Annotated in this window: 10 protein-coding genes and 1 pseudogene; 7 read left to right on the top strand and 4 right to left on the bottom strand. The window is 72.8% G+C overall.

Annotated features, from left to right (window positions below; genetic code table 11):
- Positions 1 to 194 precede the first annotated feature (194 nt).
- On the top strand, positions 195 to 2,027 hold the full coding sequence (locus ACK1X7_RS06405) for an AMP-dependent synthetase/ligase (protein WP_390794632.1): 1,833 nt from the start codon (positions 195 to 197) through the stop codon (positions 2,025 to 2,027).
- 7 nt (positions 2,028 to 2,034) lie between these two features.
- Here ACK1X7_RS06405 and ACK1X7_RS06400 read toward each other — a convergent pair whose 3' ends face one another.
- Positions 2,035 to 3,177 carry an isoafricanol synthase gene (locus tag ACK1X7_RS06400; protein WP_413114753.1) on the bottom strand — a complete coding sequence of 381 codons (1,143 nt, stop codon included), beginning with the start codon at positions 3,175 to 3,177 and terminating at the stop codon, positions 2,035 to 2,037.
- 250 nt (positions 3,178 to 3,427) lie between these two features.
- Here ACK1X7_RS06400 and ACK1X7_RS06395 point away from each other — a divergent pair.
- The 3 genes and pseudogenes from ACK1X7_RS06395 to ACK1X7_RS06385 all read left to right on the top strand — a co-directional run.
- Positions 3,428 to 3,928 (top strand): annotated as a pseudogene (locus tag ACK1X7_RS06395) (AAA family ATPase); the annotation flags it as partial.
- A gap of 496 nt (positions 3,929 to 4,424) precedes the next feature.
- Positions 4,425 to 6,356, top strand: a complete 1,932-nt coding sequence (locus ACK1X7_RS06390; protein WP_413114752.1) for a hypothetical protein — start codon at positions 4,425 to 4,427, stop codon at positions 6,354 to 6,356.
- A 61-nt stretch (positions 6,357 to 6,417) separates the two neighbouring features.
- Positions 6,418 to 6,918 carry a hypothetical protein gene (locus ACK1X7_RS06385; RefSeq protein ID WP_014058743.1) on the top strand — a complete coding sequence of 167 codons (501 nt, stop codon included), beginning with the start codon at positions 6,418 to 6,420 and terminating at the stop codon, positions 6,916 to 6,918.
- A 128-nt stretch (positions 6,919 to 7,046) separates the two neighbouring features.
- Here the strand turns inward: ACK1X7_RS06385 and ACK1X7_RS06380 are convergent, their stop codons facing one another.
- Positions 7,047 to 9,071: an N-acetylmuramoyl-L-alanine amidase gene (locus tag ACK1X7_RS06380; protein ID WP_385155342.1), complete on the bottom strand. Its 2,025-nt coding sequence runs from the start codon at positions 9,069 to 9,071 to the stop codon at positions 7,047 to 7,049.
- 159 nt (positions 9,072 to 9,230) lie between these two features.
- Entirely contained in the window at positions 9,231 to 10,334 is a 1,104-nt protein-coding gene (locus ACK1X7_RS06375) for an aminoglycoside phosphotransferase family protein (protein WP_385155345.1), read from the bottom strand.
- Between the two features lie 246 nt (positions 10,335 to 10,580).
- On the opposite strand from ACK1X7_RS06375, the gene ACK1X7_RS06370 reads away from it, so the two are divergent.
- Positions 10,581 to 12,089, top strand: a complete 1,509-nt coding sequence (locus ACK1X7_RS06370; protein ID WP_385155348.1) for a hypothetical protein — start codon at positions 10,581 to 10,583, stop codon at positions 12,087 to 12,089.
- A gap of 176 nt (positions 12,090 to 12,265) precedes the next feature.
- On the opposite strand, the gene ACK1X7_RS06365 is transcribed toward ACK1X7_RS06370, so the two are convergent.
- A complete protein-coding gene (locus tag ACK1X7_RS06365; protein WP_413114751.1) occupies positions 12,266 to 13,807 on the bottom strand; it encodes a PP2C family protein-serine/threonine phosphatase in 1,542 nt (513 codons plus the stop codon).
- A 314-nt stretch (positions 13,808 to 14,121) separates the two neighbouring features.
- Between ACK1X7_RS06365 and ACK1X7_RS06360 the strand changes: the two genes are divergently transcribed.
- Positions 14,122 to 15,546 (top strand): HEAT repeat domain-containing protein, encoded by a 1,425-nt coding sequence (locus tag ACK1X7_RS06360; protein WP_390794635.1) that lies wholly within the window; start codon positions 14,122 to 14,124, stop codon positions 15,544 to 15,546.
- 334 nt (positions 15,547 to 15,880) lie between these two features.
- Complete coding sequence (locus tag ACK1X7_RS06355; protein ID WP_385154062.1) at positions 15,881 to 17,047, top strand: glycosyltransferase family 4 protein; 1,167 nt, start codon at positions 15,881 to 15,883, stop codon at positions 17,045 to 17,047.
- The last annotated feature ends 5 nt before the right edge of the window (positions 17,048 to 17,052 follow it).

Raw genomic sequence — 17,052 nt, 5'->3', positions numbered from 1 at the left:
ACTTCTGTATGTCCCGTGCCGAAACCTGAGGGTGACTCACGGTAACACTGGCAGGTCGCGGCAGGTCGCGGCAGGTCTCCACGGGCCGGAACGGAATCGTCCACCGCTCTATGCAGCCCCGGCCCCGGCGGGTAGTTTTCCCTCCCACTTCCCCGTGGTGCGGGGCGGCAAGTCGGCCGAAAACAGGGGGTGTCGTGCGCGAATTCAGTCTCCCTCACATGGTGGAACCTCTGCGCGCGGGCGGGCTCGCGGACTCGGTCTACGAACTGGCGGACCGCGAACCGGACAGGGCCCAGCTCGCCCGGCGGGATGCCACCGACCGCGGCCGGTGGACTCCGGTGACCGCCGGGACCTTCCGGGACGAGGTGCTGGCGCTGGCGAAGGGCCTGCTGGCCGAGGGCGTGCGGTTCGGGGACCGGGTGGCCCTGATGGCGCGGACGCGGTACGAGTGGACGCTGTTCAGCTATGCCCTGTGGTCGGTCGGCGCCCAGGTGGTGACCGTCTACCCGACGTCCTCCGCGGAGCAGGTGCGCTGGATCCTGGCCCAGACGCGGGCCGTGGCCGTGGTGGTCGAGGGCGAGGACCACGCCATGACGGTCGGCGCCGTCTGCGACGCCCTCCCCTGGCTGCGCTCCATCTGGCAGATGGACCAGGGGTGCGTGGCGGAACTGGGGCGGCGGGGCGCCGATGTCCACGAGGAACTGGTCACCGAGCGGCGCTGGCTCGTGGAACCGCGCTGCACCGCGGTCATCTGCTACACCTCGGGCACCACCGGACAGCCCCTGGGGTGCCTGATCACCCATGCCAATCTCGCCGCCGAATGCGACACCCTGTTCGCGGGCTGGAACGGACTGTTCGCCGAGCCCGGGGTGCAGCCCGCCATCCTCGCCTTCCTCCCGCTGGCGCACATCTACGGGCTGATGGTCCAAGTGCTCTGTGTGCGGGGCGGCATCCTCATGGGGCATGAACCCGAGCTCACCCCGTCCATCCTGCTGCCGTCCTTCCAGAGCTTCCGCCCCACCTGTGTCTTCGCGGTGCCCTACATCTTCGAGAAGATCCTCGGAGCCGCCCGGACCGCCGCCCAGGACGCGGGCAGGGGCGTGGTCTTCCAGAAGGCCATGGCCACGGCGGCGCGCTACGCCGCGGCCGTCGAGCAGCGGTCCCAGGGCGGCGGGAAGGGGCCGGGCCCAGGACGCAGGGCCGCGCACGCCGTCTTCGACCGGATGGTCTACCGGCGCCTGAGAGCCGTCCTGGGCGGCCGGGTGCGCTACGCGGTCACCGGTGGCTCACCGTTCAGCCGGGAGCTGGGGCTGACGTTCGCCGGCGCCGGGATCACCGTCTACAACGGCTACGGCCTCACCGAGACGACGGCGGCGATCACCGCGCAGCCGCCCGGCCGCCCCCGGCACGGCACAGTGGGCCGCCCGATGCCGGGCACGACGGTGCGCATCGCCCCGGACGGCGAGGTATGGGTGCGCGGCGGCACCGTCTTCGAGGGCTATCTGGACGATCCGAAGGCCACCGGGGCCGCGCTGCGCGACGGCTGGCTGCACACCGGAGACGTCGGATTCCTCGACGGCGAGGGCTATCTCACCATCACCGGCCGTAAGAAGGACATCATCATCACCAGCGGCGGCAAGAGCGTCTCCCCGCTGCCGCTGGAGGAGCGGCTGCGGGCGCATCCGCTGATCTCGCAGTGTGTCCTGGTGGGCGACAACCGCCCCTTCGTGGGGGCGCTGATCACCCTGGACGCCGAGATGCTGGCGCGCTGGCGCAAGGCGGTCGGCGCGCGGCTTCCCGTCGGCCGGGAGCACGCGTCGGCGAACAAGGCGCTGCACGCGGAGATCCAGCAGGCGGTCTCCACGGCGAACCTCTCGGTGTCCAGGGCGGAGTCGATCAGGGCCTTCCGTATCCTCCCGAAGGAATTCACCGTGGAAGAAGGGCTGTTGACGCCCTCGCTCAAACTGCGGCGCGACGCGGTCTACAAGATGTGCGCCGCGCAGATCGAGCAGCTCTACGCGAGCTGAACCCCGGTCAACGGGAGCCCGGGCCGCTGCCCAGCGGCGGCAGCGGCGCGCCCCGCCCCGCGCGGACCAGCTCCTCCGCGCCGGTGAGCTGGGCCCAGGGCCGCTGCCGGCCCCCGCTGACCGCCTCGGTGCCCCGCTCGTCGTAGCGTGCCGTCCGCACCGACCAGCCCAGATTGCCGGTCATCACATGCCGCATACCGTCCACATAGCGCCCCACGGCGTGGTGGGTGCCCGGGTCCGCCCGCGCCTCGGTGAGCAGCGCCGGCAGCCTGGCCGCGGTCTCCTCGAACCAGCGGTAGCGGGCGTTTGCGAGGTCGGCGATATGGCGTACCGCGTCCTCCAGTTCACCACCCGCGCGCTCCCACTGGACGATGACACTGTTGTGGACGTCGCCGACGGCCAGTTCCTTGTCCAGGGAAGCGATGTCATTGGTGAAGACCACCACATCGTCCGTAGCCTCCCGCATGCGCGCCATGGGGAAGCCGCCGTGCAGCGCGGGCGGCAGGGTGTAGCCGCCGAATGGCTCATTCAGGTCGAGACAGGGCTGTACGCCTATCGAGTGACGCCGCAGCGCCAGCACGGCCTCCACCGAGCGCGGTGCGTCCCGGCCGGGCCCTGGCAGGGCGCCGGTCCGTTCCAGGGCCTCGTGGTGGTAGGAGTGCAGATACTCCAGCCAGTGGTGGCGGAAGCGGTCCCGCCACACCTGTGGCCGCCCGGAGTTGATCCGGCGCCACAGGTCGCGGAAGCTCTCCAGGAGCGGCCCCTCGCCACCCTGCGCCGCGCCCTCCTCGGTGATCCGGATGACGTCCGCCACCAGCCGTGCCACGGCCTCCGGACGGGAGCCCAGCTCCCCGTCGAACTGATCGTCGAAGACGAAGTACCAGCCCACGAGGTCACTGCCCAGGTTCAGATCGGCGCCGCTCTCCCGTGGGTAGAACAGGCCCGCCAGCACGTCGAAGCGGAGCGCGTCGTACTCCGCGACGGACTCATGGTCCTCGAAGACGCCGAACCGTGAAAGCCATTGGATGGTGTGGTGCCTGGCCGCCTCGGTGCCGGGACTGAGGTCGGCGGAGGCCGGAAAGTCGAACAGGGCCACCCGTCGCAGCAGTGTCGTCTGCCGGGCCTGTGGTCGCGAAGCGTGCGCGTGCATGAGTCGTGTCCGCCCCCTTCATAGGTCGGGCGGCCGAGGCCGCATATACCACAGGCTTGCGCGGCATCTGGCCAACCCGATGAATCCGGTCATCCTCGCGTGCGGAACGTGGCATCGATAGAGGAGACAGTGAAATGGCGTGTGCCACTGGCAATGCCCGGCGGAAATACCCCCATTGAGGAGCTACGGAGCGTGCCATCCGCGCTACGCTCGGCGTCACCTGCCGGAGGGGAAGAACGTGGCGGAGGACATGAGCCAACAGGACCGGACGCGCCGGGCACTGCTGGAGCGGGATCGGGAGCTGCGCGCGGTGGACGCCGCGCTGACCGAACTGTGCGGGACGGATCCCGCCGACCCGGCCGAGACCCGCGGCGGCGGAGTGATCGCCTTCGAGGGCCCCGGCGGCGTCGGCAAGACCGCGCTGCTCGGCGAGGCGCGCCGGAGGGCCGCCGCACGCGGCTGCACCGTGCTCCGGGCCCGTGGCGGTGAGCATGAACAGGGCGCGGCCTTCCATGTGGTGCGCCAGCTCTTCCAGCCGGTGCTCGCGGCGACCGGCGAGGACGAGCACCGCAGGATCCTCGGCGGCTGGTACGACATCGTCGCGCCCGCGGTCGGCCTGGTGGTCTCGGGCAGCGGCGGCGCACCCGATCCGCAGGGCGTCCGCGACGGCCTCGACTGGCTGGTGACCCGCTTCGCCGTGGAACACGCCCCGGTCGTCATGATCCTCGACGATGTCCACTGGGCCGACCCCGAATCGCTGGACTGGCTGACCCGGTTCGCCTCGCGCACCGCGGACCTGCCCCTGCTGCTCGCCGTCGGCTACCGCCCGGAGGGCCTGACCGCCGACGTCGCCGTGATACGGGCTCTTGTCGAGCGCCAGGGATCACGTCCCCATGTGCTGGCGCCGCTGACTCCGAGCGGAGTCGGGCGGATCGTCCGGGAAGTCCTCGGGGACCACGCCGACGACGCGTTCTGCCGCGAGTGCTGGGCGATGACCGGCGGCAACCCCTGGGAGATCACCGAGCTCACCGCCAAGATCCGCGACCGCCGGCTGAAACCGCAGTCGGAGAACCTGCCCGCGCTGCGCGAACTGGTCTCCTCGGCCAAGGACAGCGGGCTCAACGACCGGCTCACCCGCCTCGGCACCGCCGCCGTCCGCCTCGCCTGGGCCGTCGCCGTCCTCGGCATCGAGGCCACCCCGGCGCTGACCGCCAATGTCGCCGGGCTCAGCGAGACCGAGGCCGTCGATGTGGTGGCGCGGCTCGTCGACGCGCGGATCCTGGCCCCGCCGCGCCCCGGTAATCGGCACCCGGCCCCTCGAATACCTCCACCCGCTCATCGCCACCGCCGTCTACCAGGCCATCCCCGGCGCCCTGCGGGTGGCCATGCACGGCCAGGCCGCCACCGTGGTCCTCGGCGCGGGCCTGGGCTCCGCGGCCGCCGGCCGTCATCTGCTGGAGCTGCACCCCGAGGGCGACCCCTGGGTGGTGCACCATCTGCGGGCCGCCGCCCGGGAGTATCTGCGCGCCGGAGCCCCCGACGCCGGGCGCCGCTGTCTGGCCCGGGCGCTGCGCGAACCACCCGCCCTGGAGGAGCGCCCCGCCGTGCTCTACGAGCTGGGCTGCGCCGCCCAGCTCACCGAGCCCGACGTCACCGTCAACCATCTGCGGGCCGCGCTCGGGGAGCCCGCGCTCGGCACCGACCTGCGCGAGGCGATCACCTACCGGCTCGCCCAGGCATACGGCCACAGCGGCCGGATGGAGGAGGCCGCCCAGGTCGTCGCCGCCGAGATCGGGCGGGCCACCAGCGCCCGCACCCGGCTGCGGATGCAGACCGAGCAGCTCATGTGGAACATGTTCCGCGCCGACGAGAAGGAGTCGCCCGCCCGCTCCCGGCGGCTCGCCCGGCTCGCGGACCACCTCACCGGCCGCGGCATGGCCGAGCGCTATCTGCTCGGACTGCGCGCCTGGGACGCGATGACGCGCGGAGAGCCGGTCGCCACCGCGCTGCACTACGCGGAGGAGGCCCTCGGCGACGGCCTGAGCTGGACCGATGACGACTGGGGCTTCGAGGTTCCGATCCTGGTCGCCCTGGTCTTCCTCCACTGCGACCAGCCCGGGCGCGCCGAGGAGCTGTTCAACACGGGCATCGCCGAATGCGAGCGCAAGGGCTGGCGCGGCTCCCATCTGGCGTTCGGCTTCACTCTTCTCGGCTACGCCCGACTGCGCCGCGGCGCGCTCGGCGAGGCGGAGGAGCTGGCCCGGGAGGGGATGCGGATCGCCGATCTGGTGGGCTCCTCGACACCCGCGCACTGGACCGCGGTCGGCACCCTCATCGGCACGCTGATCTGCCAGGGCCGGGTCCGCGAGGCGCAGGAGTTCGCGGCCGGGCACCGCGGCGAGACCCTTCCGCAGGCCACGCTCTGCCCCGACGTACCGGCGGTCCGCGGTGAGCTGCTGCTGGCCGCCAATCTCCACCGCGAGGCCCGGCACCAGCTCACCGAGGTCGGCCGCCGCATGGACGGGCGCGGGATGCGCAACCCCGCCTGGTGCCCCTGGCAGCTCCACCTCGCCCAGACCCTCGCGCTGACCGATCCCCCGCAGGCCGCCGAGGTCGCCGACGACGCGGTGCGCCGGGCCCGTCAGTTCGGCACCCACTCCGCGATCGGCAAGGCGCTGCACGCCGCGGCCACCGTGACCCAGGGGCCGGACCGGATCAAGCTGCTGGCCGAGGCCGTCAGCCATCTGATGCGGTCACCGGCCGCCTACGACCTGGCCGTGGCGCTGGTCGACCACGGCGCCGCGCTGCGCCGCATCGGCCTGCCCCAGGAGGCCGGTGACCGGCTCTACCGCGGTCTGGAGGGAGCGGTGCGCTGCGGGGCCGACGCGCTCGCGGCCCGGGCCCGCGATGAGCTGTCCGCGGCCGGGCTGCGCCCCATGCAACTGCGGGTCGATCACACCAGCCCGCTGACCTCGCAGGAGCAGGCCGTCGCCGAGCGGGCCGCAGAGGGCTGGCCGGACGCCCGGATCGGCGAGGCGACGGGGCTGGAGGAGCGTGAGGTGGCCCGGCTGCTGTCCGATGTCTACCGTAAGGTCGGCACCGACCGGGCCGGGCTGGCGAAGCGGCTGATCACCCCCACCGTCGGCCTTCCCCAGCGCCCGGCGACGGACCCCGGATGAGGGGTGCGGCCCGCCCGCTCCCCGGCACGGTAACCGGCACGCGGCCACGTACCATGTCCGCATGTCCTTCCTCCGCCGCCGCAGCGCCGCCACGCCCACCGGGCCGGACTTCGACGTCCTCGCCATGGACCCGGGCGACTGGCCCGGCGACCTCGGGGCGGGGCTGCTGCCCGCTCCGGACGGCACCTGCCAGGGCGTCTTCCTGCGCTACGACCTGTTCGGCGGCCGCGGCCCGGCGATGATCATCGGCAATCTGCCCGAGGGATCCCCGGCCCGGGAGGTGGCCGAGGGCCAGCCGCCGTTCGAGGTGACCCAGCTCCTGGCGGCGCTCGGGAACGATGAGCCGGTCCATGTGGTGGACACCGAGGACAGCCCGGTCATGCATGAGGACAACCTCCTCATCGTCCGCCGGATCAAGCTCTCCGAGGGCCGGATCTCCTGCGCCCAGTTCGACCGCAGCGACGGTGTGCTCGTCACCATCGCCAGTTGGGACCGGCCGATCACCGACGATCTGTACCGGCTGCTCAAGCCGCTGCCCGCGGAGATGTTCCAGCAGCGCTGAGGAGTGCCGCCGAGGGGCCGTGAGACCCGCCCGTACGGCACCCGCCGACACGGTCGCTCACGGCCCCCGGACGGGCCCTGGACGGCCCGTCTACCACCCTCCCGGGGCGGACTGACGGCCCGCCAGGCTCACTTCCCCGAGCGCCGGACCGTCACATCGGCGGCCCGGACGAACGCCACCCGGTGCCCGAACTGGATCTGGTAGTACACGTCCTGGCCGCGCACCACCTTGTGACCGGCCGGATCGAAGGTGGTCGCCCACAGATACTCGCCGCGTGTCCTGCGCCCCAGCGGATAGGACTGCCCGGCGAGCAGCTTGTACGGCAGCGGCGAGACCGCCTGCACCGGCACGCCCTCCGGATAGGCCGCCTGCTCCGGATAGGCGCGGCCGTACACCGGAACCTCCTTCGCCCCGGCCTTGGGCGTCACGACAAGCCCCTTGGCGCTCACCGCCGTCGGCCGCCGCTTGGGGTCCTGGAACCAGGCCCGCTGGCCGAGGTACCAGATCGCCGTCCAGTCGCCCTCACGGCCCGCGACCGCGAACTGCTGCCCGGTGGTGGCGCGGGCGCCGGTGTCATTGACCCCGGTCGTCGAGTCGGAGCCGTCGGGGCGCAGCCCGATGTCCTTGACCAGCGGGGCGTCCGCACGCGGCGCGGTGTGCAGCCGCACCGCGGCCGAGCCGTGCGGGGCACATGCCTGGCCCGCCGTCTCGCAGCTTGTGTAGACGGGCCGGTTGGTGTCGTAGTCGGGGCGGATGGTGACCAGGCCGCCGGAGGAGCCCGCGGTACGCCGGAAGGGCGCGCCGAGCAAGGTGAAGTAGTGCGCCCAGTCCCAGTAGGGGCCCGGGTCGGTGTGCATGCCCGCGATGGTGGCGGTGGTGGTGCCCGGCACATTGTCATGGCCCAGGATGTGCTGACGGTCCAGCGGAATGTCGAACCGCTTGGCGAGATAGCGCACCAGCCGCGCCGAGGAGCGGTACATCGCCTCCGTGTACCAGGCGTCCGGGGCGGTCAGGAACCCCTCGTGCTCCACGCCGATGGACTTGGCGTTGATGTACCAGTTGCCCGCGTGCCAGGCCACGTCCTTGAGCGGCACATGCTGGGCGATATGCCCGTCGGCGGAGCGCAGGGTGTACTGCCAGGACACATAGGTGGGGTCCTGGACCAGCTTGATGGTGGTGTCCCAGGAGCCCTCGGTGTCATGGATGACGATGTAGTCGATGGACTGCGAGGCGGGGCGGTCGGCCAGGTCGTGGTTGCCGTAGTCGTTGTCCCCGAACTCCTGGTAGGGCGCCGGGATCCACTCGCAGGACACATCCTTGGGGGCTTCGACATGCGGATCCCGGGCACGGGACGGCAGACCGAGCGACCGCAACTGCCGGGTGTCCGGCGCGAGAGCGGGCGCCGCGTCGAGGGAGACACGCTCGCCGTCGGCGGTCGTCCGCGTGGCACCGCCGCGGATCACCTCGTACACCTCGTCGGCGAAGGCGGCCGCGGCCGTGGCGTCATCGGCGCCGGCGTAGGCCGCCACCGCCGCGTACCAGCCGGCCGGGTCCTTGCTCGGCGGCAGCCCCAGCCGCTTCTGCGTGGCGGCCAGCAGGGCGGCGCCACCGCGCACATTGGCGCTCTCATCGCCGCGCAGCGCCTCCGCGGACAGCCCGGTGAGCTCCGCGGCCCGGCCGAGGGTGCGCAGCCGCGCGGGCAACTGCCGGGGCTCGGGAACGGTGGCCTTGGGGACCCTCAGGGGGCGGGCCAGATCGCCGCGCGCGTCCTCGGTGCCCTGGCTGTGGTGCGGGGCGGTGAGCAGGGCGGTGTGGGCGTCGGTGAGATGCATGGGCCCATAGCCGCCGGTGACGCTGGGCGCGCCGCGGTGGCCGTCCCAGCGCGACTGGAGATACGAGACGCCCAGGAGCACGCTGAGCGGAACGCCGTACTCGGCGGCCGCGGCCGCGAAGGCGCGCTGGAGTGCGCCGCCGTCGGCAGGAGGACCGTCGGCCAGCGGCTGGTCGGCATGGGCGGCGGGTGTCGCCGAGACCAGCGGGAGCAGAAGGGCGGCGGAGGCCGCGGCTCCCGCGGTCCGCAGTGTGGTTCTCCGGGTGGGGCCGGACGGGGTTCTGTTCGCGTCGTGGGCGCTGTCCTGTGCGGATTCTGGCATTGCAGCCTCCTCAAGCGGGCCGGGCGAGCCACTTAGAGATATGCGCTGCCAGGCGTGACGTCAATCGCCGTCACCCAGACGCGTGTTCGCATGTCAGCCCGACTGCGGCGCGTCACCGGTCCAGACCGGTGACGCGCCCCTGCCGCCATCCGCCTCCGCTCAGCGGGTGCCGACCGCCGCCCGCACCGCGCGCCGAGCCAGCGCGCAGTCGTCATGCAGCCGGCGCAGCAGCAGCCGCTGCTCCTCACCGGCCGGGACCGCGCCCGGCACCACCGGGGCGGGATCGTGCATGGTGCGCTGCACCGCGGTCTCGTACTGGCGGATCTCCCGCGTCAGCACCAGCATCAGATTCACCAGGAAGGAGTCCCGTGCGGCCGGACCCGCGGCCTGCGCCAACTGGCTGATCTGGCGCCGGGTGACGGGGGCGTCGCCCAGCACCGTCCACAGTGTGGCCAGGTCATAGCCGGGCAGATACCAGCCCGCGTGGTCCCAGTCGAGGAGCACCGGGCCCGCGGGGGACAGCAGGACATTGTTCAACAGGGCGTCGCCATGGCAGAACTGTGCCGGGCTCTGCCGCCCCCAGGCGTGCGAGACGCCGCGCAGCAGCTTCTGTAGATCGCCCATGTCCCGGTCGGTCAGCAGCCCCAGGTCGTGATAGCGGGTCAGCCGGGCGGCGTAGTCGATGGGGGCGTCGAACAGATCGGCGGGCGGCCGCCACTGGTTGATCCTGCGGATGGCGCCCAGCACCGCCCCCAGATCGGCGCGCGGCGGGGGCTCGGTGGGGTGGCGCTGCGCGGCCGCGATCCGCCCGGGCATCCGCTCGATGACCAGCGCGCAGTTGTCCGGGTCGGCGGCGATCAGCCGGGGCACCCGCACCGGCGGACGCTGGCGGACGAACGCGCGGTACATCGCTATTTCCCGGCGGAACCGCTCGGCCCACGCGGGGGAGTGGTCCAGCAGGCACTTGGCCACCGCGGTGCTGCGCCCGGTCGCCCCGATCAGGAGCACGGACCGTCCGCTGCGCCGCAGCACCTGCACCGGGTTGAACTCCGGACAGATGCGATGGACCGAGGTGATCGCGGTGCGGAGCTGCGCACCCTGTGGACCGGACAAGTCGAGTCTCCCGCGAGGCGGCAACGTGCCGAGGGCGGCGGTCCGCCGGGCCCGGCCGCCGTGGGCGGGATCGAGGTACGGCCCAGAGCCGGGCAGCGGGCGCCGGTACGGCCGGGGCGGGGCGGACACGGAGGACGACGCTGCGTACATGGGCGATACAGATCCCTTCGTGTGCCGACGAGTTGCGTACGCACCCGGCCCCGAGACGGGGCCGCACCCTGGGGAATGCGGTCGGTTCAGCTCGATCCGCCACGGGGCCGGGTAACGCACTCCTACATCACACCCCTGTGCGGGTGGCACACCATCTGGCGGACCCTGGCGAACCCTGGCGAATAGTCGCACGGCTCGTGACGGGACCGTTACTGTCAAGTCAGCCGAGGAACCTGGGGGCTTGACGTGACGAGGGAACCCAACACCCGTCTTGCGGACCTGTTCGGCCTCGCCGGCTGGTCCAAGGGGGAGCTCGCGAGGCTCGTGAACCGGAAGGCGGCGGCCATGGGCCATCCGCAACTGGCGACCGACACCTCGCGGGTGCGGCGTTGGATCGACACCGGCGAGACGCCGCGCGATCCCGTGCCCAAGGTGCTGGCGGCCCTGTTCACCGAGCGTCTCGGTCGAGTCGTGACCACTGAGGATCTCGGGTTCGGACGAGGGGGGCGCTCGGGAAAGGGGCAGCCCGCCGACGGGCTGCGCTGGCCGCCCGAGTCCACGGCCGCGGTCCTCACCGAATTCACGGGAATGGACCTTATGTTCAACCGACGCGGCTTGGTGGGTGCGGGCGCCGCGCTCGCCGCAGGATCCGCCATCACCGGTGCCATGAGCGAGTTTCTGCTCTCCGACCCCACCCTCGCCAACGACGCGCCCCGTACCGACAATCCCCTGTCCCTCGACCCCGTGGGCTTCGACCGCTATGAGGCCGCCCCCGTGGGCTCCCAGGAGATCGACGCCCTGGAGACCTCGGTCGAGGTCTTCCGCGCCTGGGACGCCGCCCGCGGCGGCGGGCTCCAGCGCAAGGCCGTGGTCGGCCAGCTCAACGAGGTGGGCGGCATGCTCGCCTACCGCCACCCCGAGCATCTCCAGCGCAGGCTGTGGGGGGTGGCGGCCAATCTGGCGGTGCTCGCCGGCTGGATGTCCCATGACGTCGGCCTGGAGCCCACCGCCCAGAAGTACTTCGTCATGGCCGCCCACGCGGCCCGCGAGGGCGGCGACCGGCCCCGGGCGAGCGAGGCGCTCTCCCGGGCCGCCCGGCAGATGGTCCACCTGGGCCGCCCGGACGACGCCCTGGATCTGATGAAGCTGGCCAAGACCGGCGCGGGCGACGCGGCGCTGCCCTGCACCCGGGCCATGTTCTGCACCATCGAGGCATGGGCGCAGGCGTCCAAGGGCCACGGCCAGGCGGTGCGCCGCGCCCTGGGCGAGGCGGAGGAGCTGTTCATCTCGGCCCGGGACGAAGGGCCGGCGCCGAGCTGGATGCAGTTGTTCAACGAGGCGGATCTGTACGGGATGCAGGGGCTGGTCCACCGCACCCTCGCCGAGCACGAGCCGGGCGCGGCGGGCATCGCCGAGAGCCATGCCAAGAAGGCGCTGCGGATGCGGGAGGGCGGGCGCCAGCGGTCCCAGATCTTCGACCACATCTCCATCGCCTCGGCCTGCTTCATCGGCGGCGATCCCGAGCAGGCCGACCGCTACGCCCGGCTGGCCCTGCTGACGATCGAGCAGAACTCCTCGCATCGCACCTGGGACCGACTGCGCGAGATGTACCGGCTCACCGGGCGGTACAGCACGACACCGGCCATCCGGGAGCTGCGTGAGGAGATCCAGCAGGTGATGCCGAAGAGCGGCGCGGGGAAGGGCGGCGCGGGGCTGAAAGGATCCGGCTCCATCGCCAGGAGCGCGGCCGTCTAGCGGCCGGGCCACACCTCAAAACGGGCCACACCTCAAAACGGGCCACACCTCATAAGGGGCCCGACGAGGGGGCAACGCCTTACGACGAGTCAACCCTTACGAGACAAGTCACCCGTACGGGAAGTCAACGCCTTACGAGGGCCGATCACCACGTCACGCCGACGCGGGAAGCCGCGTCATGCGCCGGCACCGGTGACCCTGGCGATCAGCACACAGGCGTCGTTCTCGCGCGGCTCGTCGCCGAACGTCTCGGCCACGGTCCGTACGCACTCCTGTGTGCCATGGGCGGCGGTCAGCCGTGGCGCGAGCGCGAGCAGCCGCTCGGTGGCGTCCTCGGCGTCCCGGGCGAGCCGTCCGGTGTGCAGCACCAGCAGATCGCCCGGCTCCAGCCGCTCCTCGGACTGGGTATACGCGGCGCCCGTGGTGGCGCCGAGCAGCACGCCGTCGGGAGAGCGCAGCGGGCGCCCCGTCCCGTCGCGGAAGAGCAGCGGGGCGGGGTGTCCGGCCTGCGCCCACACCAGGGTGCGGGTGCGCGGGTCGTACTGTCCGCAGGCGGCGCCGACCAGTGCGGGCTGGGAGGAGACGGCGAGCAGTTGGTTGAGCCGCCCCATCAGCGGGCCCGGCTCGATCCCGGCCACCGCCATGCCGCGCACCGCGCCCAGCAGCATGGCCATCCCGCAGGTCGCGGTCACGCCATGGCCGGTGAGGCCGCCGACGCTCAGCAGGGTCCGTCCGTCCGGCAGTTCGAGCGCGTCGTACCAGTCGCCGCCGATCTGGGTGCTGGACTCGGAGGGGAGGTAGTGGGCGGCGAGGTCGAGCGCGGCACCGTCGGCTGCCGGGCCGGCGCCCGGAAAACCGTCACCGGCCGGAAGCCGGAGGGAGCCGCGCCACGGCGGCAGCACGGCCTCCTGCACCTCCACCGCCAGCCGACGCTCGGTCCGCGCGATCCGCCGCTGGTGGCTGAGGGTGTCCCGGCTTTCGCGCACCGCCCGTTCGCTGCGGCGCAGCTCGCTCACGTCCCGGAGCACGGCCCACATGGAGGCGGTGCTGCCGTCGGTGTCGAGCACCGGCTCGCCCGCCATATGGATGGTGCGGACCGCCTCGTCCGCGCGCACGACGCGGAACTCGCCGTCGATCGGCTTTCCGTCCACCAGGCAGTCCGTGACCATCGCGGTCAGGATCGGCTGGTCCTCGGAGAAGACCCAGGAGGGCAGCTCGTCGAGGGTGAGCCCGCCGTCCCCGGGGTCGCGGCCGAAGATCCGGCACAGCTCCTCGGACCAGGTGACCTCGTCGGAGAGGAGGTTCCACTCGGCGCTGCCGACCCGGCTCAGCAGCGAACCGCGGCCGGTGGCATCGCTCGCGGCCGGGGCCTCGGCCGTCACCCCCGCGTCGGCTTCCGTCCCCCCGTCCGTCTCCGCCGCGTCGGCCTCTGTCCCCTTGTCCGTCCTGTCGTTCGTCCCGGGGGGGCCGGCGAGCAGACCCTCGCGCAGCTCGCCCAGATGCCGGTCCAGATCGTCCAACTGGTGGACGGCGAGCTGGCACAGCGCACGCTGCCAGCGCACCTGCGCGTCGTCCGTACCGCCCAGGTCCGCGACGGTGTCGCGGCGGACGGCGTCGAGCCCGCCGCGGAGCCGCTGGGTCTGCGAGATGAGGGCGTCGACCGTGTCACGCTGGGGCGGTGGAACGGCGGGATGGTCCGCGGAGCGGGGGGACGGCATGACGTTCTCCGATACGGGCGCGGCGCGGCCGGGTCTTGAGGGGAGGGACCGGTAACGACTCTTGCACAGGCTGCGACATCCCGTAAGCGGTTTGGCAATACCCGATCCGGTGGTGCTTGCGGCATATGCCGATGGCCTTCCGGGGGTATATCGGCCGGGAATCGGCGGAGGGCACGATTCCGGGTAGGCTGCGGCGCTCGGGAGTCCCTCAGTCCCACGCCGTTCATCAGGCATACGGCGCCAGGACATCGGCAAGAATGCCGATCGACGGAAATCCCGTTGCCAGCGAACCTCCCGCACCGGATGCTGACCTCATGTTCGATCCAGACATAGCGCCCAGCGGCACCCTGCTCGGCCTCCTTCAGCGAGGCCGCGGCGACGGGACCCTGCATGCCCTCGCCGCGCCGCGGGCCGAGGCGCTCGCGGCACTGCACCACTGTGTGCTGCGCGACCCCCGCCGTGACTGGCAGGTCGAGAACCGCTCGCTCTATTACGCCAGGCTCTGCCTGGACCTCGACGCCGAGCTCGATGAAATCGAACAGCATCTGTTCCACCCCGACGACCTGGTCAACGACGACGAGGCGCGCACCGGGCTCGCCCTCTCCGTCCTCGGCCACCTCGCCGCCTACGGCAGGGCCGATGCCCTGCGGCTGCTGCGCCGCTACACCGCGGCCGGCAGCAACTGGCAATGGGCCCTCGACGAGCTGGCCCTGCGCGACGACGACCCCGGGCTGCGCGGCCTCGCCCCCGCGGTCCTCGCCCGCTTCCCCGAGACCTCCGAGGGCGACGCCGAGCTGGCCGCCGTCGTACGCGGCGCCTACGAGCCCCGGCCCTGGCGGCTGTGGGCCGGCGATCCGCACCATGGGCCGCGGGTGCGCGCGGCGGCGGAACAGGGCGCCTTCGACCGATGGCAGCGCCAGATGCGGCCCTCGGGGCCGCGTCCCGGATGGAGCGTCCACGACATCCTGCTGTGGGCCCAGCGGGAGCACGATCTGAAGCCGGACGCCCGCCGCCCCGACGCGGCGGCCCGCTGTCTGGCCGCCGTCGCCGGTCCCGAGGACCGGCCCGAACTCCTCGCCGCCGCGGCGTCGGCCCCCGACGCCGCCCGCGCCGCCGCGCTGCGGCATCTCGCGGAGATCGGCGACCCCGAGGTGCTCGATCTGATCGAGGCTGCCGTCACCGAGCCGGACGCCTCCGAGCTGGTCTCCCAGGCGGCCCTCTCCGCCTTCGAACGCATGCGCAGCATCTCCGCCCTGGACCGGGCCCGGGTCTGGGCCCACCGCCCCGACGCCCTCGGTGACGCGGCGGCCGCGATGCTCTCCTGCCGCGGCGGTCAGTACGACACCCCCCTGGTGCTCGCCGCCCTGCGCCGCAAGGTCCGGGCCGAGGGCCCGGACGCCCAGATCCTGTGGACGCTCGTCGACGGCGCCGGGCGCCTGACGATCTCCTGCGCCGCGCCCGTACTGCGCCATGTCTACCGCGAGACGGCCTCCTCCCACTTGCGCGGCCGCGCCGCCCGCGCGCTGGCCGCCACCGATCCGTCCTTCGCGGCGGGCTTCGCCGTCGAATGCCTCTGGGACTGCGAGGAGAGCACCCGCGAACTCGCCGCCCGGCACGCCGCCACCGCCGACACCCGCGTGGTCGAACAGCTCCGCCGGCTGGCCGCCGACCCGGCGGAGGAGGCCGAGGTCCAGACGGCGGTCCGCAGCCGCATCGCGCCCGAGACCCCGGACTTCTGATCCCGCCGCCCGCCCCGGAGCGCGATCTCGCGCCGGAGCGCGATCTCGCGCCGGAGCGCGCAACCTCGGAGGCGGCAGACGCGTCTTCCCCGGCAGGGTGAAGAGATCGTCACCCTCCGTACCTCCGCGCCACCCGAACAGGGTGTTCACCCAGACGACAGTTTCACGCCGAGTGACCGGTCGCTCATTGGTGCGGGTTCATCCGGGTTCGATGTGATCTCGTCGGGGTCCTGAACAGGGCCCGGGGAGCGCGAAGGCCAACGCTCATGGGACGTTCTACGGCGCGAAACGTGCACGATGCCGGAGCCACCCTTCGTACGCCGACAACACCGGTATGCGTGTCGCCATCGTGACTGAATCCTTCCCACCCGACATCAACGGCGTCGCTCACTGCACGCTGCAAACGGCCGACCATCTTCACCGCCGTGGTCATCACCCCCTGGTCATCGCACCGGCGGGTCCCCCCGGAGGCCCACCGCCCGCCACGGCCGGCGGGCCACCCGAGAGCCAAGGGGAGCTCGACCGGTCGCATCCGTACCCCGTGGTCCGTATCCCCTCCCTGCCCCTGCCCGGCTATCCGCAGGTCCGGGTCGCACTGCCCAGCCGTAAGCTCGCCGCCGCCATCACCTCCCACCACAGCGACGTCGTCCACCTCGCCAGCCCCTTCGTGCTGGGCGCGCGCGGGATGACGGCCGCGCTCCGGCTGCGGATACCGGCGCTGGCCGTTTACCAGACCGACCTCGGCTCCTACGCCCGCACCTACCTCGGCGCGGGCGAGAACGCGGCCTGGCGGCGCATCCGTGCCGTGCACACCGCCGCCGACCGCACCCTGGCTCCGTCCACCGCCTCCGCCCGCGACCTCGAGGAGCACGGGGTGCCGCGGATCCGGCTGTGGCCGCGCGGGGTCGACACCGAGCGCTTCCACCCCTCCCGCCGCGACCCGGAGCTGCGCCGCTCCCTCGCCCCCGGCGGTGAGCTGATCGTCGGATACATCGGCCGCCTCGCCCCGGAGAAGAACGTCGAGCTGCTCGCCCCGCTGAGCCAGTTGCCCGGCGTCCAGGTGGTCGTGGTCGGGGACGGGCCGAGCGAGCCCGCGCTGCGGGCGGCCATGCCGAAGGCCCGCTTCCTCGGCCGCCGCACCGGCGACGACCTGGCCCGCGTCTTCGCCTCCCTGGACGTCTTCGCCCACACGGGGCCCCAGGAGACCTTCTGCCAGACCGTGCAGGAGGCCCAGGCCAGCGGCGTCCCGGTGGTCGCCCCCGCGGCGGGCGGCCCCCTCGACCTCATCGACCACGGGCGTACCGGGCTGCTGGTGCCGCCCGGGGACGCGACCGAGGTGACCGACGCCGTATCGCTGCTCTCGGCCGACGCGAAGCTGCGCGCGGCACTGGGCCACGCCGGCCGGGAGGCGGTCGAGGGCCGCACCTGGGCGGCGATCGGCGACCAGTTGATCGACCACTACACCGAGGTGCTCGCGGCCCGTACGGCGGTCGCGGCATGAGCGCC

Source organism: Streptomyces sp. CY-1, assembly GCF_047218265.1.
Taxonomy (GTDB): domain Bacteria; phylum Actinomycetota; class Actinomycetes; order Streptomycetales; family Streptomycetaceae; genus Streptomyces; species Streptomyces niphimycinicus.
This window is presented reverse-complemented; position numbering and strand designations above follow the sequence as displayed.

Excerpts from the sequence above, each read along its gene's own strand:
- ACK1X7_RS06365 (WP_413114751.1), bottom strand. The coding sequence starts at position 13,807 with ATGCCGTCCCCCCGCTCCGCGGACCATCCCGCCGTTCCACCGCCCCAG.
- ACK1X7_RS06375 (WP_385155345.1), bottom strand. The coding sequence starts at position 10,334 with ATGTACGCAGCGTCGTCCTCCGTGTCCGCCCCGCCCCGGCCGTACCGG.
- ACK1X7_RS06355 (WP_385154062.1), top strand. The coding sequence starts at position 15,881 with ATGCGTGTCGCCATCGTGACTGAATCCTTCCCACCCGACATCAACGGC.
- ACK1X7_RS06400 (WP_413114753.1), bottom strand. The coding sequence starts at position 3,177 with ATGCACGCGCACGCTTCGCGACCACAGGCCCGGCAGACGACACTGCTG.
- ACK1X7_RS06360 (WP_390794635.1), top strand. The coding sequence starts at position 14,122 with ATGTTCGATCCAGACATAGCGCCCAGCGGCACCCTGCTCGGCCTCCTT.
- ACK1X7_RS06385 (WP_014058743.1), top strand. The coding sequence starts at position 6,418 with ATGTCCTTCCTCCGCCGCCGCAGCGCCGCCACGCCCACCGGGCCGGAC.
- ACK1X7_RS06380 (WP_385155342.1), bottom strand. The coding sequence starts at position 9,071 with ATGCCAGAATCCGCACAGGACAGCGCCCACGACGCGAACAGAACCCCG.
- ACK1X7_RS06390 (WP_413114752.1), top strand. The coding sequence starts at position 4,425 with ATGTGGTGGCGCGGCTCGTCGACGCGCGGATCCTGGCCCCGCCGCGCC.